The 23939-nt window shown below is 44.8% G+C and carries 23 protein-coding genes; 15 read left to right on the top strand and 8 right to left on the bottom strand.

Going from position 1 to position 23939, the window contains the following annotated elements:
- Positions 1–233: 233 nt before the first annotated feature.
- On the bottom strand, positions 234–380 hold the full coding sequence (locus Q0307_RS01830) for a hypothetical protein (protein WP_298655617.1): 147 nt from the start codon (positions 378–380) through the stop codon (positions 234–236).
- Positions 381–508: 128 nt separating this feature from the next.
- On the opposite strand from Q0307_RS01830, the gene Q0307_RS01825 reads away from it, so the two are divergent.
- Genes Q0307_RS01825 through Q0307_RS01810 form a run of 4 tightly spaced genes read left to right on the top strand, consistent with a single transcriptional unit; the run spans position 509 to position 2971 of the window.
- Entirely contained in the window at positions 509–1414 is a 906-nt protein-coding gene (locus Q0307_RS01825) for a LysR substrate-binding domain-containing protein (protein WP_298655614.1), read from the top strand.
- A 51-nt stretch (positions 1415–1465) separates the two neighbouring features.
- Positions 1466–2128, top strand: coding sequence for a hypothetical protein (locus Q0307_RS01820; RefSeq protein ID WP_298655611.1), 663 nt, complete (start codon positions 1466–1468; stop codon positions 2126–2128).
- The gene (locus Q0307_RS01815) at positions 2121–2597 is read left to right on the top strand and encodes a YcgN family cysteine cluster protein (RefSeq protein WP_298655608.1); all 477 of its coding nucleotides are present in this window, start codon (positions 2121–2123) and stop codon (positions 2595–2597) included. Before Q0307_RS01820 ends, Q0307_RS01815 begins: the two co-directional genes overlap by 8 nt.
- Positions 2585–2971 (top strand): RNA-binding S4 domain-containing protein, encoded by a 387-nt coding sequence (locus tag Q0307_RS01810; RefSeq protein WP_298655605.1) that lies wholly within the window; start codon positions 2585–2587, stop codon positions 2969–2971. The genes Q0307_RS01815 and Q0307_RS01810 overlap by 13 nt, the downstream gene beginning before the upstream one ends.
- Here Q0307_RS01810 and Q0307_RS01805 read toward each other — a convergent pair whose 3' ends face one another.
- The 7 genes from Q0307_RS01805 to Q0307_RS01775 form a co-directional block, all read right to left on the bottom strand.
- Positions 2972–3685 carry an anti-sigma factor gene (locus tag Q0307_RS01805; RefSeq protein WP_298655603.1) on the bottom strand — a complete coding sequence of 238 codons (714 nt, stop codon included), beginning with the start codon at positions 3683–3685 and terminating at the stop codon, positions 2972–2974. It lies immediately after the preceding gene.
- The gene (locus tag Q0307_RS01800; protein ID WP_298655599.1) at positions 3682–4224 is read right to left on the bottom strand and encodes a sigma-70 family RNA polymerase sigma factor; all 543 of its coding nucleotides are present in this window, start codon (positions 4222–4224) and stop codon (positions 3682–3684) included. Before Q0307_RS01800 ends, Q0307_RS01805 begins: the two co-directional genes overlap by 4 nt.
- A 69-nt stretch (positions 4225–4293) precedes the next feature.
- On the bottom strand, positions 4294–4854 hold the full coding sequence (locus tag Q0307_RS01795) for an L-threonylcarbamoyladenylate synthase (protein WP_298655596.1): 561 nt from the start codon (positions 4852–4854) through the stop codon (positions 4294–4296).
- Between the two features lie 4 nt (positions 4855–4858).
- A complete protein-coding gene (locus Q0307_RS01790) occupies positions 4859–7363 on the bottom strand; it encodes a DNA topoisomerase I (protein WP_298655593.1) in 2505 nt (834 codons plus the stop codon).
- Positions 7364–7468: 105 nt separating this feature from the next.
- Complete coding sequence (locus tag Q0307_RS01785; RefSeq protein WP_298655590.1) at positions 7469–7948, bottom strand: DUF494 family protein; 480 nt, start codon at positions 7946–7948, stop codon at positions 7469–7471.
- 17 nt (positions 7949–7965) lie between these two features.
- On the bottom strand, positions 7966–9153 hold the full coding sequence (gene dprA / locus Q0307_RS01780; protein ID WP_298655587.1) for a DNA-processing protein DprA: 1188 nt from the start codon (positions 9151–9153) through the stop codon (positions 7966–7968).
- Positions 9154–9181: 28 nt separating this feature from the next.
- Entirely contained in the window at positions 9182–10333 is a 1152-nt protein-coding gene (locus tag Q0307_RS01775; RefSeq protein ID WP_298655584.1) for a LysM peptidoglycan-binding domain-containing protein, read from the bottom strand.
- 115 nt (positions 10334–10448) lie between these two features.
- Between Q0307_RS01775 and def the strand changes: the two genes are divergently transcribed.
- The 11 genes from def to Q0307_RS01720 form a co-directional block, all read left to right on the top strand.
- Positions 10449–10991, top strand: a complete 543-nt coding sequence (gene def / locus Q0307_RS01770) for a peptide deformylase (protein WP_298655581.1) — start codon at positions 10449–10451, stop codon at positions 10989–10991.
- A complete protein-coding gene (gene fmt, locus Q0307_RS01765) occupies positions 10988–11944 on the top strand; it encodes a methionyl-tRNA formyltransferase (protein ID WP_298655578.1) in 957 nt (318 codons plus the stop codon). Before def ends, fmt begins: the two co-directional genes overlap by 4 nt.
- Complete coding sequence (gene rsmB, locus Q0307_RS01760) at positions 11941–13239, top strand: 16S rRNA (cytosine(967)-C(5))-methyltransferase RsmB (RefSeq protein WP_298655575.1); 1299 nt, start codon at positions 11941–11943, stop codon at positions 13237–13239. The genes fmt and rsmB overlap by 4 nt, the downstream gene beginning before the upstream one ends.
- Before the next feature lie 14 nt (positions 13240–13253).
- Positions 13254–13832, top strand: coding sequence for a DUF4390 domain-containing protein (locus Q0307_RS01755; protein ID WP_298655573.1), 579 nt, complete (start codon positions 13254–13256; stop codon positions 13830–13832).
- Positions 13814–16018: an ATP-binding protein gene (locus Q0307_RS01750; protein WP_298655571.1), complete on the top strand. Its 2205-nt coding sequence runs from the start codon at positions 13814–13816 to the stop codon at positions 16016–16018. The genes Q0307_RS01755 and Q0307_RS01750 overlap by 19 nt, the downstream gene beginning before the upstream one ends.
- A 13-nt stretch (positions 16019–16031) precedes the next feature.
- Positions 16032–17408 (top strand): sigma-54 dependent transcriptional regulator, encoded by a 1377-nt coding sequence (locus Q0307_RS01745; RefSeq protein ID WP_298655568.1) that lies wholly within the window; start codon positions 16032–16034, stop codon positions 17406–17408.
- Positions 17409–17436: 28 nt separating this feature from the next.
- Positions 17437–18816, top strand: a complete 1380-nt coding sequence (gene trkA / locus Q0307_RS01740) for a Trk system potassium transporter TrkA (protein WP_298655565.1) — start codon at positions 17437–17439, stop codon at positions 18814–18816.
- A 44-nt stretch (positions 18817–18860) separates the two neighbouring features.
- On the top strand, positions 18861–20270 hold the full coding sequence (locus tag Q0307_RS01735) for a TrkH family potassium uptake protein (protein WP_366936735.1): 1410 nt from the start codon (positions 18861–18863) through the stop codon (positions 20268–20270).
- 87 nt (positions 20271–20357) lie between these two features.
- Positions 20358–21992 (top strand): acyl CoA:acetate/3-ketoacid CoA transferase, encoded by a 1635-nt coding sequence (locus Q0307_RS01730; RefSeq protein ID WP_298655559.1) that lies wholly within the window; start codon positions 20358–20360, stop codon positions 21990–21992.
- Positions 21993–22072: 80 nt separating this feature from the next.
- Entirely contained in the window at positions 22073–22675 is a 603-nt protein-coding gene (locus Q0307_RS01725; protein WP_298655557.1) for a Uma2 family endonuclease, read from the top strand.
- Between the two features lie 308 nt (positions 22676–22983).
- The coding region (locus Q0307_RS01720) for a hypothetical protein (RefSeq protein ID WP_298655554.1) at positions 22984–23939 on the top strand (956 nt) is incomplete at its 3' end.

Raw genomic sequence — 23939 nt, 5'->3', positions numbered from 1 at the left:
GTCATTGGCGAATTCATTAATCAGATGTTTTTCAACTCTTCTGGTGCATGACCATGATTTTTAGTGAATTTTTTGCAAAGAATAGGGCGGACTCAAAGTTCCGCCGCGTCGCTGAGAGGAAATCAAAATAAAGCGTTTGAATAAGCTGGAGCTTACTAAGCAATTGTAGAGTTATTAGTAGAAGTGAGCCGAACAGAGCTGTAGATAACTTTTAAAAACTTAAAATTAATCCTTTAGCCGCAGATGCTAGGATCAAAGTTCCATACGAACATTTCAGGCTCTTCCAAATAAGTAGCATCATTTTCAGCATGGGCTACTACTTCAATGCTAGAGCTTTCTTCAACTTGAACATCTAAACTGGGTGCTGTGACGGCGCTCATGTGAAAAATCCTTTGGCTGGTAATTGCTTGCTTTTAGTAATTATCATCCTACAGAACTGCTTTAATGCTTAAAAGTGATATAATAAGATATTAATATCGATGTTTTCGATTAAATTGAGGAGTAGCTTGTGAAGCTCATTCAACTGCGGCTCTTGAAAACCTTACTAAGTAACGGCATGAATGTTTCACGCGCTGCTGGGCAACACTATGTGGTGCAATCGGCAGTCAGTCGGCAATTAGGCTTACTAGAAGAAGAACTGGGTATGCCACTCTTTGAGCGCAAAGGTAAGCGCTTAGTGGAGCCAACACCGGTGTGTCGTGCCCTAGTCAAGCAAATCGATACGATTGAGCAAGCGCTTGAAAATATTCGTGCGGTGGCGGATGAATATCGCATGGAAACGAGCGGCGAAGTACGCATTGCTACCACACATACCCAAGCGAAGTATTTTTTGCCTGAAGTGCTTATGGAGTTTCGCCAACGTTATCCAGCAGTTTCGATTCACCTGTTGCAGGGTGCGCCCTCGCAATTAGTAGGTATGCTGCATGAAGGTAAGGCGGATATTGCAATTTGTACGGAGGAAATCGGTAAAGCGCCAGGGCTGACCAGTGAACGTTGCTATGATTGGAATCATGGTCTCATTTTACCAGAGGGTCATCCTTTAGCCGCAGGTGAGCTGACTTTACAGCGCATTGCTAAGTATCCCATTTTGACTTATGTCTTCGGTTTTGCAGGCCGTTCTAAAGTGCAGTCAACCTTTGAAGAGGCAGGTTTGCATTTGGATGTATCCTTTGCAGCAACCGATACGGATGTGATTTTAAGCTATGTACGCTTAGGTTTTGGAGCTGGAATTATTGCAAAAATGGCGTATTCCTATATTCATGATGATGATTTGGTGCTGCGTGATTTATCCCATTTATTGCCGACCTCGACTACTCGTGTGGCTTGGGCGAAGAATAAATATTTGAAGCAATATGTATCGGATTTAGTGCAATTATTGCTTGAGCACGGTGAAAGTGAAGGCTGGTATGCTTGAAAGTTGTTGCTCAGGTATGATGCGCGTTTTTACAAGTAATAGGTTAGAGCGATGAAGCTTTTTCTAGCAGGGTTCTGTACTCTGTTGCTATTAAGCGCTTGTGGCAAGTCAGATGATCATCCACAAGCCGTTGATAATTTACCTTGGCAAGTCAGCAAAACGGCAGAGGGACATACGCAAGCTTTTCACTTGGAGTTGGGGAAAACCACCTTACGCCAAGCGATTGAGCTGTGGCACAGTTTCCCTGAATTGGCAGTGATGCAGACTAACAATAGCTATAGCTTAGAAGCTTATTTTGGTAAGCAGCGGTTGGGTGTTTTTGAAGCAAAATTAGTCGCCGAATTAGCTGCTGATCCTGCTACTTTGGAAAAATTTGCGAAAGAACATATTAAACGTGAACCCCAAGCTAGCGGTGCATGGCGCTTAACGGTTTCGGAAGCCAATCAAAAGCTTGCGAACGATTTCCCAATTAAAACCCTGATTTATATTCCCACTGTAAATTATGAGCCGGACATTATTCTCTCGCGCTTTGGTGCTGGGTCAGAAGTGGTGAAACTAACGGATACTGTGGATGCATGGTTTTATGCGGAGCGTGGTTTAGCTATGCTGATTGATGCTAAGGGTGGCGATATGTTTTATTACAGCTCACTAGCTGATTTCCCGCAGTTGAAAGCAAAAATTCTTAAATTACCCGCTGAGCACACCCATGAATAAGCCTGAAGATAATGATCTCCCACAGCCTTGGTGGAAAGAAAAAGAATTAAGCGAATTCAGCGATGAAGAATGGGAAAGTCTTTGTGATCATTGTGCCAAATGTTGCTTAAATAAGCTGGAGGATGAAGACGATGGCACGGTGTATTACACGGATGTTGCTTGTAATTTACTGGATGGAACTAGCTGTAAATGTAGCAATTATTCTCAGCGACAAGTCTTGATGCCCGATTGTGTGCGCTTAACGCCGCAGAATTTAGATCAGTTGTATTGGATGCCGCCGAGTTGTGCTTATCGTTTGATTTATGAGGGTAAGGATCTACCGTCTTGGCATCATTTGGTTTCAGGGAGCAAAGCAACTATTCATGCCCAAGGCGAGTCTATAATCAATAAGTTCGTATTTAGCAAAGATGTAGATGAGGATGAATGGGAAGATCGAATAGTGGATTGGCCGCTGGAGTGGAAACCTTAACGGCTCTACGCTTGGATAAATGGCTGTGGGCTGCGCGTTTCTTTAAAACTCGCCCACTCGCGGTGGAGGCGATTAATGGTGGCCATGTGCAGGTCAACGAGGAACGTGCTAAGCCTTCGCGAGCAGTGCACATCGGTGATGTAATACGTATTCGTAAAGAGCAAAACACTTGGAAAATCACTGTGCTCGGCTTAAATGAGCAACGTCGTCCGGCCAAAGAGGCAGCCTTGCTTTATCAAGAGGATGAGTACCAACGTGAAGAGCGTGAACAACAGATGGAAATACGCCGCTTGCATGGCGTGAATGTGCCAGTACGTAAACCTAATAAGCAGGAGCGGCGCAAGATCGAAGCTTTTAAGCAGGCTTGGGAATAATTATTTTGCCATCGGGTGCAAAACGCCACTTAAAATAATCTTGCCTTGGGGTTGAGTGGCTCTATTTGTAGTCTGTGGTTCTAAACTAATGGCAAATTCACTGGCGGTTGCTAAACCTTTCCACATATTTGGATTCAAAGCAATTTCTTGTTTAGTGTGCTCTAAAGTACCCATGCGCATCGGTAGTTCGTTTTTATTCTTAGAAATGCACCATAAGGTCGCCACCATACCCGGCTGCTTTTCTAAATGCTGATCAAGCATTTCAAAAGAAATCTTCATTTCATCATGCTTCGCCATTGCGAGCACTAGCGAATTTTGTTGCTGGGGCGATTTTAAAGCAGCAACATAAGCTTGAGGTGGCTTAGGCTGATTTAAGAGAAAGGCTGTTAATACAGCAGCAATAATCGCTGCTAGGCTGGGGAGCGCCCAGTTAAGAGATATTTGAAACCGCTCCCAGAAACTTAATTTAGTTGGTTTTAGCTTAAGCTTAAGCTCTTGTTCTAGTTGTTGCCAAACTCTAGTAGGTACTGTTTGCGGTGGGACTAACTCCGCTAGGCTATTAAATTTTTGCTGATAAGCCTGCGTAGTCGCCCGCAAATATAAGTGCTGTTGCATTAATTGCTCAAAACGGTTGCGTGCTCGGCCTTGCAAAGTACCCAAAGCATAAGCCATCGCGAGTGGCTCAAAAATGTCTGGGTTCTTATAACGCTTCATGCTAGGCAATTCCTCAGTTGTTCTAAGCCACGCCGAATCCATGCTTTCACCGTACCCAGCGGACGCTGTTGGCTGGCAGCTAATTCTTCATGCGTACAGCCATAGTAAAAAGCTTGGAAAATACATTCACGTTGTTCGGGCCTAAGTTGTTCCATACATTCGAGTAGTTGTTGGGTATCACTACTGAGTTGCGTTAGTAGATCGGGTGTAATCGCTTGTGAGGCAAATTCCAGCGATTCATATTCCACATCAGGATGAATTTCTGGGCGGCTCTTTGCCATCCGCAAGCGATCTAAGGCTTGATTACGTACAATCGTTGCCATCCAAGTCAAGGCATGGCCTTTATCAGTGCTATAGCTCGCTGCGTTATGCCAAATCTTTACAAAGCCTTCTTGCAAAACATCTTCTGCTAGTGCTTCGTCCCGCAAGAGGCGGCAACATAAGGCGTATAATTTAGGCGAGCTTTGCTGATAGAGCTGTTTAAAGGCAGCTCCATCTTGGCGACCACAACGTAAAAGCAAGTCATTCAAGGTATCCATATCATGCTGCTAAGGCTTAATACGTTGAGCGTGGAGGTTTAGATGCATACCTAACTATCTTTGGTCGAATTAACTGGAGCGAATCAGTGTGCCAGTCTGTGCATTGCGAATTTCACTGGGATTCTGTTGTTGGCCTAAAGGCAAATCGAGAATGAGATCGAGTTGCTCCGCAAAGTAAGTTTGTAAACTTGCTAGATCACGGGCAGGTGTTTGCGTGGCAGGATTAGCACTAGTGGAAATGAGTGGGCCGCCGAATTGCTGACATAAAGCTCGACACACAGGATGTGCACTAATCCGTACCGCGAGTGTGTCATGTTCACCGCGCACCAGTGAAGAAACTGCTGGCTTCACTGGCAATAGCCACGTATAAGGTCCTGGCCAAGTTGGCAGGATACGCTCTAAAATTTCCGGCGTGAGTGCGGCAAGATAGGGGGTTACTTGCTCAAGCTCGGCCGCAATCAGAATCAAGCCTTTATGAGCTGGACGCTGTTTCAGCTCTAACAAGCGCTGTAAAGCAGCTTCATTCTGTGGGTCACAACCTAAACCAAAGACGGCTTCAGTGGGGTAAGCAATGAGACCACCTGCTGTTACTATTGCAGCGGCCTCTTCAATCTGGGTACTGATACGCATGGCATCAGGTACCCGTTTTTTTGCGAGGTGTTTTCGTTGCGGTACCACTTGCTTTGGTTGTGGCTGACTTTGTTGCTGTTTTCTTGATAGGTGTCTTGGTCTTGAGCGTGTCTTCAGTAGCCGATTTTTTCGGGGCTGCCTTTTTCTTAGCAGGTTTCTCTTCAGTATTAGTGGCTTCTGTAGACTCCGGTTTGGCTTCTAACAGTTTCTTGCTGGTTTTCTTGGTTTCCTTCTTGGCTGGAGTAGCTTCAGCAATTAAAGCTTGAGCTTCTTCCAAAGTCAGAGTTTCTGGACTTTTATCCTTTGGAATCTTCGCTTTAATTTTGCCACTCGCTAAGAAGGGGCCCCAACGACCTTTTAGCACTTGAATGCCATCGCCAAAATCATGGATGATTTTTGCTAGATCACTGACTTTCTTTTCTTCAATTAATTCAAGCGCACGCTCTAAGGTTACGGTATAAGGATCATCATCTTTTTTCAGCGAGACGAAATTAGCGCCATAGCGTAAATAAGGTCCAAAGCGGCCAATACTCGCACTAATCGTTTGCCCTTCAGCCGTTTCACCTAAAGCGCGCGGGAGCTTAAATAGCTCAAGAGCCTCTTCTAAACTCACTGAATCCATTTTCATGCCGGCACGTAAGCTAGCAAAAATGGGCTTGTCTTCATCATCACGTGAGCCAATTTGCACAAACGGTCCAAATTTACCCATGCGCACGGAAACAGGCTTTCCTGTTTTGGGGTCGAGACCTAATTCACGTGCCTGCAACACATCACTGCGCTGCACATTGTCCATTTTCTCATCAACCAGCTTACTAAAAGGCTGCCAGAATTGATCAAGGACAGGTTCCCAAGTTGTCTCACCCCGTGAGATTTCATCAAGCTGATCTTCAAGATTCGCGGTGAAGTCATAATCAACATATTGAGTGAAATGTTCAGTTAAAAACTTATTCACAATCCGCCCAATATCGGTTGGAATAAAACGCAGACGATCAATTTCTACATATTCGCGTGCGAGCAGGGTAGAGATAATGCTCGCATAAGTGGAGGGACGGCCAATGCCATATTCTTCCAGTGTTTTTACCAGTGTGGCTTCTGAGTAGCGCGGCGGTGGTTCAGTGAAATGTTGGGTCGCTTCGATGTCCTTGAGCTGAATGGCTTCCCCTTCAGTTAACGGCGGCAACGGATTTTCCTTCTCAATCTTCTGATCATCCAAGCCTTCCTCATACACGGCTAAGAAGCCGGGATCACGCACGGTTGAGCCGGTAGCACGGAAGAAGCTAGTCGGCTCAGCCGCTAAGTCAACAGAAATGGTGTCAATCAACGCATGAATCATCTGACAAGCAACCGTGCGCTGCCAGATTAATTGATAAAGACGGAACTGCTCTTCGCTTAAATGCCCACGAATTTCTTCAGGAACTCGTAGGCAGGAGGTAGGACGAATCGCCTCATGTGCTTCTTGGGCATTTTTCGATTTAGTTTTGTACTGACGTGGTGAGTCGGGCAATTTATCTTTGCCATAGCGCTGCTCAATAAAGGCACGTAATTCAGCAATCGCCTCACTGGCTAAAGCAACCGAATCCGTACGCATATAGGTGATCAAACCCACCGGGCCACTGCCTAAATCAATGCCTTCATATAGCTGTTGAGCCGTTCGCATGGTTTTCTGTGAGGAAAAACGTAATTTACGCACCGCTTCCTGTTGTAAGGTTGAAGTAGTGAAGGGCGCGGAAGGATTGCGTTTACGCTCTTTGCGTTCGATTTTGGCAACGATGAGTTTGCCTTGGGCGGCTTTTAATAAGCGCTCACGAACATGATGCGCAGATTCAGCCGTATTAATATCGAATTGTTCTAAGCGCTTACCCTCTAAAGTATGTAAGCGCGCAGTGAATTCAAAGTTTTGCTTATCCAGTAATGCAGTGATATTCCAATATTCTTGTGGCTGAAAGTGTTCGATGGTTTCTTCACGTTCCACAATCATGCGTAGTGCAGGGCTTTGTACTCGACCGGCTGAGAGACCGCGTTTAATTTTTCGCCAGAGTAAAGGTGATAAATTGAAACCAACTAAATAATCAAGCGCTCGCCGTGCTTGTTGCGCATCGATCAGCTCATAAGCTAAGTCGCGAGGATGAGTGATGGCCTCTTGTACCGCCTGTTTAGTGATCTCATAAAACACGACCCGATGGACTTTTTTGCCTTCAAGTACCCCGCGTTCTTTTAGGAGTTCATATAAATGCCAAGAAATCGCTTCGCCTTCGCGATCCGGGTCAGTGGCTAGATATAAAGTATCCGCTTTTTTAACCGCACGAGCGATAGCATCGACATGGCGCTGATTGCGGTCAATGATCTCGTACTTCATGGCATAACCATGTTCAGGGTCAACCGCGCCTTCTTTTGGAATGAGATCGCGCACATGACCATAGGATGCAAGCACTTCAAAGCCCTTGCCCAAGTATTTCTGAATGGTTTTGCCCTTCGCCGGTGACTCGACGATGACCAGATTTTCGCTCATTTAGCTGCTTTTCAAGTTAAAATTTAAAAATTAGGCTTAGGTTAAAAGCCAGTGGCCTGCATTTTAAACCTGAAAAGCTAGCAAAAGTAAATAGACCTTATGTGATTAATGATAGACCGGACTCGTTCCATCTAAGGTCAAACCCTCAGTCCATAAGGCGCTATTATCTTCATTGGGACGATTAACCAGTACCATTAAAATGACCCATTTCAAGCGGTCAAGGCTGAAGTCAGGGTCTTCTAAAGCCAGTACTCGGTCAATGACTTGTTCGCGTGATTCATAATTGAGGATACTGGTTTTTTCCAGAAATAAAAGATAGTTTTGACATTCGGTATTCAGCCAGCGTTGCTCTTGCTGTGCGAAGATACGTAAAGAATGTGGTGAATTAGGTTCTAATACACCTTGATGCTCATCACCTAGACTTTCGAGCCAGTTAAAAGCACGATTGATCTCACCGGGCATAAAACCAGCACCCTGCAAATAAGCATTCATGGATTCGCGGTCTTCATTCGGGGTGGCTTCGTCATCCATCTCTGGATAGTTGTCAAACAGATAGAATAGTACTTCCAGTGTGCTTTCTTTCATCAAGTTCAGTCTCTTGGTTACAACCGCTTGTAGCGACCGCCGCCACAGGCAGTGATGTAGCCTTGTAGCTCTAGCATCAGCAGCATGGAGGAAACCACGTCAGTGGTCAACCCTGTTTGGATCACTATCTGGTCAATCGGTAGCGGCTCTAGACCTATGGTAGCGAGAATTTGTTGCTCTTCTGCATCTAAACTGGCCTCTGACCGTTCTTCAGCATTTCCTTGAGTCTTAACTTCTTCTAAGAACGATAAAGGCTTGGGCGGTTTAAGGATTTGAGATGTTGGTGTATCCTTTGTACTTAGATCAAGTCCTAAATAAGCCTGTAATTGGGGTGCTAACTCCTCCAAAATATCAGCTGCTGTTTCCACCAATTTGGCGCCTTGACGAATTAAGCGATGGCAGCCATGTGCTAAGGGACTGTGAATCGAGCCGGGAATGGCGAAAACTTCACGCCCCTGTTCAATCGCATGCTGAGCGGTGACTAGAGAACCACTCTGCAAGGCAGCTTCGACCACTAAAGTGCCTAAAGACAGGCCACTAATAATGCGATTGCGTCGAGGGAAGTTTTTCGCTTGCGGTTTTACGCCAATTGGGAATTCACTCACAATCGCGCCTTGTTCGACAATTTGCTCAGCAAGGTTACGATTTTTGGTGGGATACATAATATCTAAGCCGGTTGCAATCACTGCAATGGTAGAGCCTCCCGCTTCCAGAGCACCTTGATGACTGGCTGCATCAATCCCTAGCGCTAGGCCACTAGTCACACTAAGGCCGTGTTTTGCTAAATACTGAGCAAAAGCGTAGGCATTGTCTTTGCCATAAGTGGTTGGAGTCCGACTGCCAACCATTGCAAGCTGTGGCTCATTTAAGAGTTCAGGCTTGCCAGCAACAAACAGAATAGGTGGGGCTGCTTTAAGATCACGCAAAAGCTTGGGATAACGACTATCTTCGGGCACTAGAATATGACGATGTGCAGCCCGATGTAGCCATTCTAAGTCGGCAGCAGAAGCTTCAGCAGGGACAGCACGTAAGTTTTGAATGGTGTCGGATTTTAAACCAGCTTGGCTAATTGCTGTATCACTCGCTACTAAGGCCGCAACAGCAGAGCCAAAATAATTTAATAGGCGATTGAGAGAGGCGGGGCCAATACCTGCAGCACGCCAAATTTGTAGGCGTGCATACAGTTCGTCTTCGGTAATTTCCACGTAGGCTTTAATTCCTGTTCGATGGCGTTTAAGGATTACCTATTTTATCCCCATTTTTAATTTCGCGCCCAGATTCAGTGATTAAGGCATAGCTCAAATTGTCATGCACGCTATACACAAGGGCTTCACCGACTTTGGCCGGAGGCAGGGTGGCTTTAGGTGTATGGCGTGCATTGCCACGGAAGCTTTGATAATGATCTTCTACCGTATTGCCATCGGTATAGACTCCTAGTGCATAGCCCGGCTTAATACCTTGGTTTTTACCACGATTGATCGCGAGAATCATGCATTGCGCGCCTAGATATTCGGCATCATAAATCGCTGCAATTTGTCCACGAATTTTATTGGGTGGCAATTGAATAGCGGCACGTAATTCGCTGTGGCGACGATCTACTGGGAGGATGCGATCTCCAACTCGAATCGGTTCGTCAATATCCAAAATCGTAGCTGTTGAAATCGTATCCACCCGATCCACCCGTGCGTAACCGCTGTAGATTACTTGATGACCTAATAAGTTATTAGTTTCTGGGTCATAGATAGGCTTGTCGGGATGATAGACTGCATAGCGTGCACCAACCCGTGGCTGCTGCATGTTTTTTAAGTAAACCGTTGCACCCGGTGGAATTAAGGTTTCGCCATCTTTAGCTGCTAATAAATAGGGCGCATTTTTAATCGTTTCATCATGCATAATGCGCGGCCATTCTAAAAAGGGCGCGAGTGTCACCAAGGATTCACCGGTTAAACCTTTGGGTTCCACTCGAATTCTGGGGATGAGTTTATTGCTACCATCTGCTCCCAATTCTTTGCTATAGCTAAAATACAAAATATCGCCCGGATAAATCTGGTGCGGATTTTTGACTTGCTGGTTCTTATCCCAAATTTCCGGCCAATAAGACGGTGTATTCAGGAATTTGCGAGCAATACCCCATAAAGTATCCCCTTTCTGTACGACATAAGTGGTAGGGGCATTAGGGTTGACTTGAATCCCACTACCGGTGGGTTGGTCAGCAAAGCTCAGACGTCCGCGTTGCGGCGGCATTCCATAATAAGCGTCGTAATGGGTTGGATTGGTAGAGTAAGACATGGCAGGCTTAGTAGCAGGTGAGTTGGTCATACACCCAGTGGTTAAGGTAGCGCTACCTACACAAGCAGCCCATAGCAGATGGGAAAAGCGAAGCATGTTGTTATCCTTGTAATTCGAGCTTGTAGTTATTATTGGCTTAGAGGACTTTGCGTTATAATAGGCTGATGATTGAATTACGCGCACCACTTTCTGATTTTCGGTAATTATTAATATGGCTATTTTAGAAATTTTACATCATCCCGATCCACGCTTACGCAAGAAGGCAAGCCCAGTGGCTGTGGTAGACGAGAAGATGCGTGAGTTGATGGACAACATGTTAGAGACCATGTACGCCGCGAAAGGGATTGGCTTGGCTGCAACCCAAGTTAATATCCAACAGCGAGTAGTGGTGATCGATTTATCCGAGGAAAAAAACGAGCCTTTGTATTTGGTGAATGCAGAAATTCTGCATAAAGAGGGTCAGATTGAGCACGAAGAAGGCTGTCTATCCGTACCGGAGTACTATGAAAAGGTTACGCGTGCTGAGCGCGTTAAAGTGCGTGCTTTAGGCCGTGATGGTCAAAGTTTTGAATTAGAGGCTGATGGTTTACTAGCTGTTTGTATTCAGCATGAATTAGATCATTTAGACGGAAAATTATTCGTTGATTATCTCTCGCAACTCAAACAACAACGGGTACGGAAGAAAATGGAAAAGCTGAGTCGCCAGCCACCACCCGCTAATCAAACAGCGGCTAATCAGGCTGCTGTGGGATGAGTGCTGGTTTAAGGATCGTTTATGCAGGTACACCTGAATTTGCCGTACCTGCTTTACAAGCTTTACTAGCATCACAGCAGCACGACGTAGTGGCGGTTTATACACAACCCGATCGTCCAGCGGGGCGTGGGCGCAAGTTACAATTTAGCCCAGTGAAAGAAGTAGCGGTTGCAGCGAGTATTCCGGTTGAGCAGCCTGTTAATTTTAAAAGCGCAGCAGCAAAAACTATCTTAAGCACTTATCAAGCGGATGTCATGGTGGTTGCGGCCTATGGCTTAATTCTGCCACAAGGGGTGCTGGATACGCCGCGTTACGGTTGCTTGAATATTCATGGCTCTTTATTACCGCGTTGGCGGGGTGCTGCACCCATTCAACGTGCAATCCAAGCAGGTGATGCTCTCACGGGTGTGACCATTATGCAGATGGCGGCTGGTTTAGATACCGGTGATATGCTCCTGAAGACAGCTTGCCCCATTGCACTCGACGATGGTGGGCAAAGTATCCATGACAAGTTGGCTCAACAAGGAGCTGAGGCTTTATTGGCAGTTTTAGAACAAGTTCAGAACCATACTGTAAAGCCAGAAGTGCAAAACGAGCAGCAGGTTTGTTATGCACACAAACTGACGAAAGCGGAAGCAGAGATTGATTGGACTCAATCAGCAGCGATGATTGATCGAAAAATTCGTGCGTTTGATGCTTGGCCGACCGCTTATACCCACTATAAAGGGTTGGCTTTACGTTTATTTGCTTCACAGGCTTTAAGCCAAACCAGTACAGCACCTGCAGGCACAGTAGTGGCTGAAACTCGTGCTGGAATTGATATTGTGGCAGGCGATGGGCAATTGGTACGGATTCTACAACTGCAAATGGCGGGTGGTAAACGCTTAACAGCGGCTGAGTTTCTCAATGCGCGTTCTTTACTGGGTGAGCGTTTTTCTAAGGTTGCTTCGTGAATACTCGTGCTATTGCTGCCCGTGCTTTGCAACGGGTTAGCTATCAAGGTGAGTCCCTCACTGAAGTCTTACAGCATTCCAATATTCAAAATTTATCGGCTCGTGATCAGGCTTGGGTGCGGCATGTGTGCTTTGGTGCCGTGCGCTGGCATGGACGCTTGGGTGCCATTCTGCGCGAATTACTGGATAAGTCGATTAAGGCCTCGGATAAAGATATTGAATGTTTGTTGCGCTTAGGGCTTTATCAAATTATCTATCAACGTACTCCAGACCATGCAGCAGTGAGTGAAACGGTGCAAGCGACCAAAGCTCTAAAGAAAGCTTGGGCAGGCAGTTTAGTCAATGGTGTATTGCGTCGATTTTTACGTGAGCAGGAAATCATTTTAGCTAAAGCTGATCAGCTTGAATCTGCACAGTACTCTTTTCCAACTTGGCTTGCGGATCGTCTAAAACAAGCTTGGCCTGAAGACTGGCAAACCATCATGCGCGCTAGTAATGAGCATCCGCCTTTGAGTTTACGGGTGAATGCTTTAGTGATGAGGCGGGCACAGTATCTAGAGCGCTTACAACAGTCTGAGATTGCAGCTAAGCCTTGGTTGCAGACTGAGATGGGTATTTATTTGCCGGAGGCGTTTACGGTTACTGAGTTGCCGGATTTTGCTCGAGGTGCGTTTTCGGTACAGGATGCAGCCGCTCAGCAAGCTGCTCCCTTGTTAACTTGCCATGCAAATATGCGGGTATTGGATGCTTGTGCTGCACCGGGGGGGAAAACTTGCCATTTATTAGAGCGTTATCCGGGCATCGATTTATGGGCTTTGGATAATAGTTCGAAGCGTACTCAGCAAGTTTACGAAAATTTAACGAGATTAAATTTAAAAGCTCAGGTAAAAGTGGCAGATGCAGATGATTTAGACACTTGGTGGGATGGACGAGGCTTTGATCGGATTTTGTTAGATGCACCTTGTTCAGCGACGGGGGTGATTCGGCGGCATCCAGATATTAAGCTGCTGCGTAAAAAAACGGACATTGCTACACTGCAACAGCAGCAAGCCAAGTTATTGAAGGCTTTATGGCAGGTATTAAAGCCGGGTGGGCAGATGTTATATGCCACTTGCTCGATTTTACCAGAAGAAAATAATTTACAAATTGAGCAGTTTTTACAAACTGAGTCGGATGTTCAAGTTAAACAGATTGAGGCCAATTGGGGACGAGCGCTGTCGGTAGGACGGCAAATCTTGCCCGGCGAACAGGGCATGGATGGTTTCTATTATGCGTTGTTAGAAAAAACAGCGTAAGTAAAGAGCATATAATGAAAAACTCATGGTGGATGCGTAGTTTGTGCATTATTTTTTTAGGGTGGCTATTAGTAACAACGAGTTTTGCGGCTGAAGAGAAAATTACCGTAAGAGATTTTACGCTGTATAATAATGGTCAAAATCAATCTTTAACTGCTACTTTGCATTTGGATTATCAACTTACTGATTATTTACGTGACAGCTTATTAAATGGTGGTAGTTTAATTCATGAAGTACGCTTTAATTTAATTTGGCATAGTGACTGGTGGTTTAATAAAAGTGAAAAGTTTGCCAGTATTATCTCTGAAGTTAAGTATCATTCTTTAAGTCGCCACTATCAAATCGTGCGTAAAGATACCGGCGAGCATTGGAATTTTTCAAATCTAGCTTCGGCATTAAAGCACCTAGGCTCTCTAGAGAGTTATAAACTTCCCCCTTTGCCAACTACTGTGTATAAAGCCAATACCTCATTATATATGAAGGCTAGTTTATCACCCAAAGAGCCTGATAGTTTACCTTTAGGCCTATCAAATTTATTTTCTGAAGATCATTCACTGGTGAGTCAAGGCATATTGTGGGCGCTAACACCCTAAAAGCAAATCTCTGGCGTTGGTTACCCACAGCAGTAGTGGGTAGTTTATTGATTGTTTCTTTAAGTTTATTGCATTTAGCTACACGTGATGCTGAGTTTTTTCGCTCTTATGGAAAGACCTTAGTTTATCTAAATATTTTTATTCTATTTGTACTAGGTATTGCGATCCTCACGAATTTAGTGAGAGCGATTTACCAATGGCATACTCGCCAAGCAGGTTCTCGTTTCACGCTCCGCTTAATGATGGGTTTTTTAATTCTTTCCATGTTGCCCGTTGTGGTTGTAGTTTACTTCTCGATGAATTTCATTGGTAAGAATGTGGGGCAGCAATTAGATGTACGCATTGCACGGGCTTTAGATGATGCAGTGGAGTTATCGCATTTATCTTTGTCGATTCGTAGCAGTGCGCATTTTCAAGACTTATCCCGCTTGGCGATGCAAATTCGCGGTAAAGGACGTTTAGAAGTAGCTGCCTTAATGGATAATTGGCGGGCTTTGCATGGTGCGCAAGAAGCAATTTTAATTAGCGATGATCAGCGGATTTTAGTCACTAGCGTCGATGAAGTAGCCAAGCTCATTCCTTTATTTCCGATCAGTGATTTGATTCGTACTATGAGTCGACGTGATGAGTATTCTCATTTAGAACCAACGGGCGAGGATGGAACTTTATTTATTCGTGTTGCCATGCGTGTACGTTATGGATCAGACAATAGTAATGGGATTCTCACGGCAATGTTTCCCTTTTCAGAGCGCGAAAGTAGCCTAGCTTCTAGTGTCAGCTCTGCACAGGAAGAATATCGTACCATTAGTTTTAATCAAGAGGGTTTAAAGAATACCTTTCGTTTAGCGCTCTTAGTAATTTCGGTTTTAACAGTATTATTTGCACTCTGGGCTGCCTTTATTTTCTCGCGGCGTTTAACTAGGCCAGTGCGTGATTTAGTCGAAGGGACTTTAGCGGTTGCTTCAGGCGATTTACAGAAAAAGCTCCCAGTTTCTGATCGTGATGATTTTAGTTTATTAGCACGCTCTTTTAATACTATGACTAAGCGTTTATCCAGCGTGCAACAAGAGCGTGAACAAGCGCGGCGACAATTACAACAAGAGCATGATTATTTATATGTGGTTTTAGAGCATTTATCTTCAGGTGTGGTCACTTTAGATGAAGAGCAAGTGATTCGGCGGGTGAATAGTGCGGCGAGTTTAATTCTTGGACAGCCTCTGCAGAATCATTTAGGCCAGCATTTAGCTGAGGCCTTTGCACAAGAAGCATTAAAACCTTTTCTGCAGGCGATTAAACCTTGGTTAGATCAACCGCAAACCGATTGGCAAGCTGAAGTTAATTTACCTTCTGAACGCGGGCGACGTGTTTTAGTCTGTCGTGGCGCCGGTTTACCTGATGATTCTAAGCAGCAAAAAGGTTATGTTTTAGTCTTTGAAGATGTAACAGATGTGGTGCAGGCTGAGCACGATGCGGCTTGGAGTGAAGTGGCACGGCGCTTGGCTCATGAAATCAAAAACCCACTCACACCGATTCAATTATCCGCTGAGCGGCTATCGCGCAAATTAGGTAAATCTTTAGATGAAGATTCGGCGGACTTCCTCAATCGCATGACCCGCACCATTATTCAACAAGTCGATACTTTAAAAGCCATGGTGAACGCTTTTAGCGAATATGCAAAAGCTCCCGCTTTGATCATACAGTTGACACATTTGAACCAAATCGTGCGAGAAGTCACTGAGTTATATCTTGATAATCCGCAAAAAGTACGGGTCGTGTTAGAAGAGCAGGAGCTGCCACTCTTGGCTTTAGATCCGCACCGCATTCGTCAACTCATGGTAAATTTAGTAAAGAATGCGCTAGAGGCCATTGGCGAGGGGTGTACTGATGGGCGGATTCTGATTCGTACCCGAGTTGAAGATCAAGCAGAGTCTAAGCAAGTGGTTTTATGTCTGCATGATAATGGACCTGGGATTCCCGCTGAGATCTTGCCGCATTTATTCGAGCCGTATGTGACTACCAAACACAAAGGGACTGGTTTGGGCTTGGCGATTGTAAAAAAAATCGTAGAAGAGCATAACGGTAGCTTAGCAGCACGCAATGCTGAGCCAAATGGCGCTATTATTACAATAACCTTTCCGGTGAATCGCGAGCAGGATGCTCTATCGTTGCCGGAGCTTAGTCATTAAAGGAGGATTAGCGATGACAGCACACCTGATTTTAGTCGTGGATGATGAGCCAGATATTCGTCAACTGATAAGCGAAATTCTTGAAGATGAAGGCTATCGTGTAGAAGTGGCGGAGAATGCGGAGCGGGCACGTGAAATCTTCCAACAACGTAAGCCCCAACTGGTATTGTTAGACATTTGGATGCCCGGTTTAGACGGTATTTCTCTCTTAAAAGAGTGGCGCTCTAGTAACAGCCTGACTTGCCCAGTGATTATGATGTCGGGGCATGGAACGATTGAGACTGCAGTAGAAGCGACTAAGCTTGGCGCTTATGACTTTATTGAAAAGCCTTTATCCCTCGCCAAAATGCTGCTCACCATCGAAAATGCCTTGCGCACTCGTCAATTAGAGCAAGAAAACCAAGGTTTGCGGCGGCAGATGGTGTTTTCACATGAAATTGTGGGAACGAGTAAAGCTATGCAGCTTCTGCGTGAGCAAGCAGGTCGGATTGCCCAGCATGATTCTAGTGTCTTGCTTTATGGTGAGCATGGGGTTGGGAAAGAGGCAGTGGCTCGCTATATTCATGCCCATAGCCTGCGGCGTGATCGTCCTTTTGTAAAAGTCGTCTTGTCTATGTTGGAGGTAGGCAGTATTGAGCAAAAGCTGTTTGGCGCAGAGTTAGACGATAAACTCACTTATGGTTTGGTGGATGAAGCCTTAGGCGGCTGTTTATATTTGGCGGAAGTTGCAGAGTTGGATGCCGAAAGCCAAAAGCGCTTACTCTTAGCTTTACAAACTAAACGCTTTACTCGCCTCGGTGGTACTGAGCAAATTGATTTTGATGTCCAGTTGATTGTCTCAGCGACGCATGATATTCAAGATGATATTGATGCAGGCGCTTTCAATGAAGAGCTGTATTATTTATTGAATGTGCTACCTATTCAGGTACCACCCTTACGTGAGCATGCTGAAGATGTACCAGAGCTATTAAATTACTATGTGAATCAGCTCACCGCACAAGATGGTTTACCTTATCGGCATTTCACTTTGCCGGCACAGAACTTCCTACGCAATCATCGCTGGTCTGGAAATATTTTAGAACTACGCAATTTAGTCCATCGCTTACTAATTTTAGGTACTGAGGTGGAGATCAGTTTAGAAGAGGCTGAAGAGGCCGTAGGGGCAACCGTGCCAGTGTTTACCAGCGAAATCGGCCAAATACCTGAAAGCTTATATGATTTGCCCTTACGTCAAGCTCGTGAGCAGTTTGAGCATGATTATTTGATTTATCAACTGAAGCAAGCGGATGGCAATGTGAGTAAATTGGCCGATCAAGTAAAAATGGAGCGTACCCATTTGTACCGAAAAATGCGCTCTCTAGGCGTAGATCCAAAAAAATATGGGCGTTAATCTTTGATTAACCTCTATAATCCACGCCATGAAGATCATGATTCTTGGCGCGGGACAGGTTGGGCGCTCAGTAGCTGAGGCTCTGGCGCATGAAGACAACGATATCACTATTGTGGATACCGATGCTTCAGCTTTACGCACTTTACGAGAAAAACTCGATGTCCGTGTTGAAATCGGGCAGGCCTCTTATCCTCGTGTTTTAGAGCGGGCAGGTATCGAAGACGCCGATATGGTGATTGCAGTCACCAATAGTGACGAAATCAACATGGTCGCTTGTCATGTGGCTTTTACCCTGTATCGCACACCCACCAAAATAGCACGGATTCGTTCTTCCCATTATCTTGAGCACCCACGCTTATTCGCCACCGATGCATTGCCTATCGATGTGCTGATTAGCCCTGAACAATTAGTCACAGAATACATTTTCCGTTTGATTGCGCATCCGGGAGCTTTACAAGTTCTTAATTTTGCCGATGGTAAAGTACAATTAGTGGGTGTACGCGCGATGGCGGGTGGTGCTTTGGTCGGGCATCGCTTGGAAGAAATGTATGAGCATATGCCGGGTGTGAAAGCGCGAGTCGTGGCGCTGTTTCGTCAGGATAAGCCAGTCACTATTAGTCAAAACACCGTGGTCGAAGTGGATGATGAGGTTTTCTTCATTGCCAATCCTAAGCATATTCGTGCTTTGATCAGTGAGGTACGCCGCCTTGATAAACCGTATAAGCGTATCATGATTGCTGGAGGAGGCAATATCGGTAATCGTTTAGCCCGCCAATTGGAGGATGCGCGCTATCAAGTAAAAATTATTGAGCGAAATCCTGAGCGTGCATCTAAACTTGCGGAAAGATTAGACAAAACCTTGGTATTAGAAGGTGATGCTGCGGATGAAAATCTGCTGATTGAAGAAAATATCGAGAATATCGACGTTTTCATCGCGGTCACGAATGATGATGAAGCGAATATTCTCTCTTCGATGTTAGCTAAGCGCTTGGGTGCGCGCCGAGTGATGAGTCTCATTAATCGGATGAGTTATACCGCTTTAGTGGAAAGTAGTATTGACCTCGCTATTTCCCCGCATCAAATTACGATTGGTGCACTGCTGACGCATATTCGGCGCGGTGATATTGTAGCGGTTCATTCTTTGCGGCGGGGGGCTGCAGAAGCGATTGAGGTCATTGCGCATGGTGATAAGAAAACTTCGCGTGTCGTCGGGCGGCGTGTCAGTGAAGTAAAATTGCCACCTTCAACGATTATTGGCGCTTTAGTGCGCAATGAGGAAGTGATCATCATGAAAGAGGGTGACGATGTACTGATTGAGCCAGATGACCATGTTATTATGTTCCTGACTGATAAGCGCTATATTCCTGCTGTAGAAAAACTCTTCCAAGTCGGTATTCATTTCTTTTAATCATGCAATATGGCGTTATTTTCCGAATTCTCGGAATTTTTTTGATGCTATTTAGCTTAACCATGCTGCCACCGATTGCAATTGGTGAACTCATGGGTGACCCTGATTTATCTAATTTCTGGTGGGGATTTGGTTCGGTTTTATCGGCGGGTGTTTTGCTGTGGATACCGTTTAGAAATTGTCGAAATGAATTGCGGTTACGTGACGGCTATTTAATTGCGGTATTATTTTGGGTGGGTTTAAGTGTTGCCGCGACTATTCCCCTATCCTTATCAACCAGTTTTGAAATTAGCTTGGCGAATGCTTTTTTTGAAACCGTCTCAGGCTTTACTACTACCGGCGCGACAGTATTAGTTGGAATTGATTCCTTACCTCGTTCGATTAATTTCTATCGTTTAGAATTACATTGGCTGGGAGGTATGGGGATGATTGTTTTAGCGGTTGCGATCTTACCAATGTTGGGGATTGGGGGGATGCAGCTCTATAAAGCTGAAACACCAGGGCCAGTTAAAGATTCTAAATTGACACCACGTATCACGGAAACCGCACGTTTACTTTGGTATGTATATTTACTTCTGACCTTAATCGGAATTGGCTTATTTTTGCTAGGTGGTATGAGCTGGTTTGATGCAGTCTGCCATGCTTTCTCGGCAGTATCTACTGGAGGTTTTTCTACCCATGATTCTAGTATGGGATACTTTAATAATCCTTTCTTAGAGTACTCAGCAACTTTTATTATGATTATGGGTGGTGTTAGTTTTACTCTGCATTTTACAGTTTTAAGTAATAAATCTATAAAATACTATTGGTTTGATTCAGAGTTTAAAATCTATTTGCTGATTATGTCAGTAGTGTTTTTTATTTGTGTTTTAGTCTTAATGAAGAATAACTACTATTCTGATTTATTAACTACCATCCGCTATGCGAGTTTCCAAGTAGCTTCAATTATGACCTCAACCGGCTTATTAACCACAGATATGTCAGTATGGCCGACTTTATTACCTGTCTTATTAATGTTTGTCAGTTTTGTAGGGGGTTGTGCAGGTTCTACGGGGGGCGGTTTGAAAGTGATTCGCTTCTTATTATTAATGAAGCAGGGGTTACGTGAAGTGAGTTTACTTACGCATCCGCATGCACATACGCATATTAAAGTGAATGGTGAGCCAGTTCCGGAAAGTGTGACGCGGGCGATTTGGGGATTCTTTTCCATGTACGTTGCGGTTTTTACTATTTTTATGCTAGGAATGATGGCCGCTGGGCATGATCAAGTGACCTCCTTTTCCGCAGTAGCCGCCGCCTTAAATAATATGGGAGTCGGTTTAGGCGAGGTTTCGAGCAGTTTTTCAGGTTTAGATCACTTTACTAAATGGTGGCTTTCCTTTGCTATGCTGATGGGGCGTTTAGAGTTGTTTACGGTCTTAGTTCTGTTCTCACCCAGTTTTTGGCGTAGGTAGGTTAAAGCGGCAGATGCTTTTGTAGTGATTGCAGTGTGCTAGGCAACTGGACTAGTCTAGCAGCCATTCAGGCAAGGAGAACTAAACATGCCTCAACAAGTAATTAAAGTGATTAAACCCAAGCGCCAAGCCAGCAAAATTATGTCGGCACGTCAAGCCGTGGAGCTAATTCCTGTCGGTGCGACGCTGGCGACGAGTGGTTTCATTGGGATCGGTTTTGCAGAAAATATTGCCGTGGCCTTGGAAAAACTCTTCCTTGAGAGCAGCCAACAAGCGGACGCTAGCCAAGATTATCCGCATGATTTGACCTTGGTCTATGCCGCTGGTCAAGGAGATGGAGGGCAACGTGGCTTAAATCACTTAGGGCATGTGGGTCTGGTTAAACGTGTCATTGGTGGACATTGGGGCTTAGCACCGAAATTAGGTGAATTAGCCACCAACAATCAAATCGAAGCATGGAATCTACCCCAAGGGGTGATTTGTCATTTATTCCGCGATATTGCTGCGGGTAAACCGGGCACACTCACGCCAGTCGGATTAGGCACTTTTGTCGATCCGCGTTATGGCGGTGGTAAACTTAATGAGCGCACTCAAGAAGATTTGGTGCGTCTTATGGAAATCGAAGGGCAGGAGTATCTGCTGTATAAAGCTTTCCCGATCCATGTGGGCATCATTCGTGGCACCACCGCTGATCCTGACGGCAATATCACCATGGAAAAAGAAGCGCTGACCTTAGAGGCGCAAGCGATTGCGATGGCGGCGCACAATAGCGGCGGTCTTGTGATTGCTCAAGTTGAGCGTATTGCTGAACATGGTACGCTCAATCCGCGCCAAGTGAAAATTCCGAGTATCTTAGTCGATTGCGTCGTGGTTGCCGAGAAGCCCGAATACCAGCAACAAACCTTTATTGAACCCTATAATCCAGCTTTTGCAGGCGAATTGCGCGTACCGGTGTCTGCGATTGAGCCGATTCCTTTAGATGAGCGCAAAGTGATTGCCCGGCGTGCAGCGATGGAACTAAAAGCGCATGATGTGGTGAACTTAGGTATTGGAATGCCGGAAGGAGTCGCCAATGTGGCCACTGAAGAAAATATTTTTGACTTAATGACGCTCACGGCGGAGCCGGGGGTAATGGGTGGTATTCCGGCAGGCGGCCTGAATTTTGGTGCTGCTACCAATACACAAGCCATTCTCGATCAACCTAATCAATTCGATTTTTATGATGGTGGTGGTTTGGATATTGCGGTCTTAGGCTTGGCGCAAGCCGATCAAGAGGGAAATCTGAATGTTAGTAAGTTTGGACCAAAACTTGCGGGGGCGGGCGGTTTTATTAATATTTCGCAAAATGCTAAAAAGGTGGTGTTTGTTGGCACTTTCACCGCTGGCAAATTAGAGTTATCCATTGCAAATGGCGCGATCAGCGTCCTGCAAGAAGGCAAAACCCGCAAATTTGTCAGCCAAGTCGAGCATCGAACCTTTAGTGGGCGGGTGGCATTTGCCTCGAAACGTCCGGTGCTTTATGTCACTGAGCGCGCGGTGTTTAAGCTTTGTGAAGAGGGCATTGAGCTGGTGGAAATTGCTCCCGGTATTGATCTGGAGCGCGATGTGCTGGCACAAATGGACTTTGTGCCGATGATGCGTGTACCACCTAAATTAATGGATGCGCGTTTGTTCAAAGATGAGCCGATGGGGATTCGTGAAGCACTATTGGTTGCTAGTTAGGTAGCTAGTTGTTCGCTGGGGACAGGCTGAAGTTATGCTAGTATCAGCCTAGTGAAGTAAATTTTTGGAGCGATGGGCTGATGTTAGCAAAGCAGCTTGAGTATCTTAGTGTATTAAATTATTTAGCGGCTGAGCGCTTAAGCACTGAAAAATACGAGTATGTGGCTGGGCAAGTTTATGCGATGGCTGGTGCTAAAATTAATCACAATCGCATTACGCGCAATCTTGCCAATTTGTTTTGGAGTGCTTTGCAAGATCAGCCTTGTGAGCCATTTGTAAGCGATATGCTCATCAAGACTGCCCATGATCGGTTTCGCTATCCTGATGTTGTCGTTGTTTGTAATGACGATCCTTCTCAAGATGATTATGTACGTGAGCATCCAATTTTGGTGGTGGAAGTGATTGCAGAAAGCACCCGCCGCACAGATAAAACTGATAAGCGTTTAGAATACATCGCCTTGCCTAGTTTGTTGGAGTATGTGCTAGTCGAGCAGGATATTGCCGAAGTGACAGTATATCGCCGTAATGCGGGTTGGCAACCTTTTTATTATTACTTGGGTCAGGAGGTCATGCTTGAATCTATCAATACGATGCTTAAAGTCGAAGATATTTACGAGCGTGTGGAAAATGGTGAATTGGCTAAGTGGCGTTTGGAAAAATCGGCACGTGAAGCTCAAAGCTAATTAAACCCATACTTTCAACTCCCTCAACCGCTTATTCTCCACCTCATTCTCACGCATATAGTTCACAAACAGTGGAACACAGTAGCTATAGCGATTTTTATCTTTCTTCAGCACGAAGGCTAACTCCAAGCGGTATAAAGCAAAGCGTGCTCTACTCGTGAACAGCTATTATTGATGATTTTAAACGAAATCGTCAATTTATAACCACTCGCTATGAACTTGTATTAAAATCAGTCACAATCTAATTGCCCCTATTATTAGCTAGCTCAGTTAACTAATTACAACTGTACCTGATTTGGAGTTTATTGATGAGTGGATATAAAGCAATAGTACCAATTAGCAAGCTTAAACTAGATACAGAAAACCCACGTCTACCATCTGAGTACAGTGACCAAGCTACAATCATTCAGTATCTTTTAGAAAACGAGAAAGTGGAAAATTTAGCCAAAGACATTGCCCAACGTGGAGCAAACCCATTCGACATGATAGGTGTGCTTAAAAATCCAGAAAATGAAGGTGACGATGAATACATTATCTTAGAAGGTAATCGTCGAATCTGTGCTTTGATGTTATTGAATAACCCAGACTTAGCTCCGAATGAAAGACTAAAAAAGCAATTTCAGCGTTTTAAGGTAGAAAGTGTAGTTCCAGAAACTATTGATTGTCATGTATTTAATAGCCGTGAAGATGCTGATCCTTGGATAGCCTTGCGACACGAAGGCGAGCAAGAGGGCATTGGACTGAGAGCTTGGAATGCTCAGCAAATTGCTAATCGTAAAGCACGACAAGGTAGGAAAAGTCCAAATATGCAAGCAGGTCTGTTGTTAGACTATGCAATCAAATGGTTTTTGATAAAAGCAGAAGATAGACCAAACTTTAATATAACAACAATGCAACGTTACCTAAACAATCCAATTGTTCGTAACCAATTTGGACTTGTAGATAAAGAAACTTTAAACACTACTCAAAGTCAGAATAATTTCAATAAATTAGTTATGCAATTTCTTAAGGATGCTATACCACAGCTACCAGCTAATGAAGCAATATTATCCTCCCGATCTAAACAAGCCGATTGGATTAAATATGCTAATGATTTAGGCAAAGCTATATGCCCTCCACCAACATCAGATGCACCGATCATTGACTTGACTCTTTTATCAACATCAGACCCTGTAGTTAACGAGCCGTCCACAAGTTCGGGAGCTTTAGCTGGATCAGAGAGTACCACTGGATCAGAGAGTACCACTGGATCAGAGAGTACCAC

It is taken from the genome of uncultured Thiothrix sp. (assembly GCF_937873765.1).
Lineage (GTDB): Bacteria > Pseudomonadota > Gammaproteobacteria > Thiotrichales > Thiotrichaceae > Thiolinea.
Note: the sequence above shows the minus strand (reverse complement) of the source record. Positions and strands in the feature narration are given on the sequence as shown.

Bases quoted from the DNA above. Each gene is read 5' to 3' on its own strand.
- Q0307_RS01830 (WP_298655617.1), bottom strand. From the start codon at position 380: ATGAGCGCCGTCACAGCACCCAGTTTAGATGTTCAAGTTGAAGAAAGC.
- Q0307_RS01820 (WP_298655611.1), top strand. From the start codon at position 1,466: ATGAAGCTTTTTCTAGCAGGGTTCTGTACTCTGTTGCTATTAAGCGCT.
- Q0307_RS01815 (WP_298655608.1), top strand. From the start codon at position 2,121: ATGAATAAGCCTGAAGATAATGATCTCCCACAGCCTTGGTGGAAAGAA.
- Q0307_RS01805 (WP_298655603.1), bottom strand. From the start codon at position 3,685: ATGAAGCGTTATAAGAACCCAGACATTTTTGAGCCACTCGCGATGGCT.
- Q0307_RS01800 (WP_298655599.1), bottom strand. From the start codon at position 4,224: ATGGATACCTTGAATGACTTGCTTTTACGTTGTGGTCGCCAAGATGGA.
- Q0307_RS01795 (WP_298655596.1), bottom strand. From the start codon at position 4,854: ATGCGTATCAGTACCCAGATTGAAGAGGCCGCTGCAATAGTAACAGCA.
- Q0307_RS01790 (WP_298655593.1), bottom strand. From the start codon at position 7,363: ATGAGCGAAAATCTGGTCATCGTCGAGTCACCGGCGAAGGGCAAAACC.
- Q0307_RS01785 (WP_298655590.1), bottom strand. From the start codon at position 7,948: ATGAAAGAAAGCACACTGGAAGTACTATTCTATCTGTTTGACAACTAT.
- Q0307_RS01775 (WP_298655584.1), bottom strand. From the start codon at position 10,333: ATGCTTCGCTTTTCCCATCTGCTATGGGCTGCTTGTGTAGGTAGCGCT.
- def (WP_298655581.1), top strand. From the start codon at position 10,449: ATGGCTATTTTAGAAATTTTACATCATCCCGATCCACGCTTACGCAAG.
- fmt (WP_298655578.1), top strand. From the start codon at position 10,988: ATGAGTGCTGGTTTAAGGATCGTTTATGCAGGTACACCTGAATTTGCC.
- Q0307_RS01755 (WP_298655573.1), top strand. From the start codon at position 13,254: ATGAAAAACTCATGGTGGATGCGTAGTTTGTGCATTATTTTTTTAGGG.
- Q0307_RS01745 (WP_298655568.1), top strand. From the start codon at position 16,032: ATGACAGCACACCTGATTTTAGTCGTGGATGATGAGCCAGATATTCGT.
- trkA (WP_298655565.1), top strand. From the start codon at position 17,437: ATGAAGATCATGATTCTTGGCGCGGGACAGGTTGGGCGCTCAGTAGCT.
- Q0307_RS01735 (WP_366936735.1), top strand. From the start codon at position 18,861: ATGCTATTTAGCTTAACCATGCTGCCACCGATTGCAATTGGTGAACTC.
- Q0307_RS01730 (WP_298655559.1), top strand. From the start codon at position 20,358: ATGCCTCAACAAGTAATTAAAGTGATTAAACCCAAGCGCCAAGCCAGC.
- Q0307_RS01725 (WP_298655557.1), top strand. From the start codon at position 22,073: ATGTTAGCAAAGCAGCTTGAGTATCTTAGTGTATTAAATTATTTAGCG.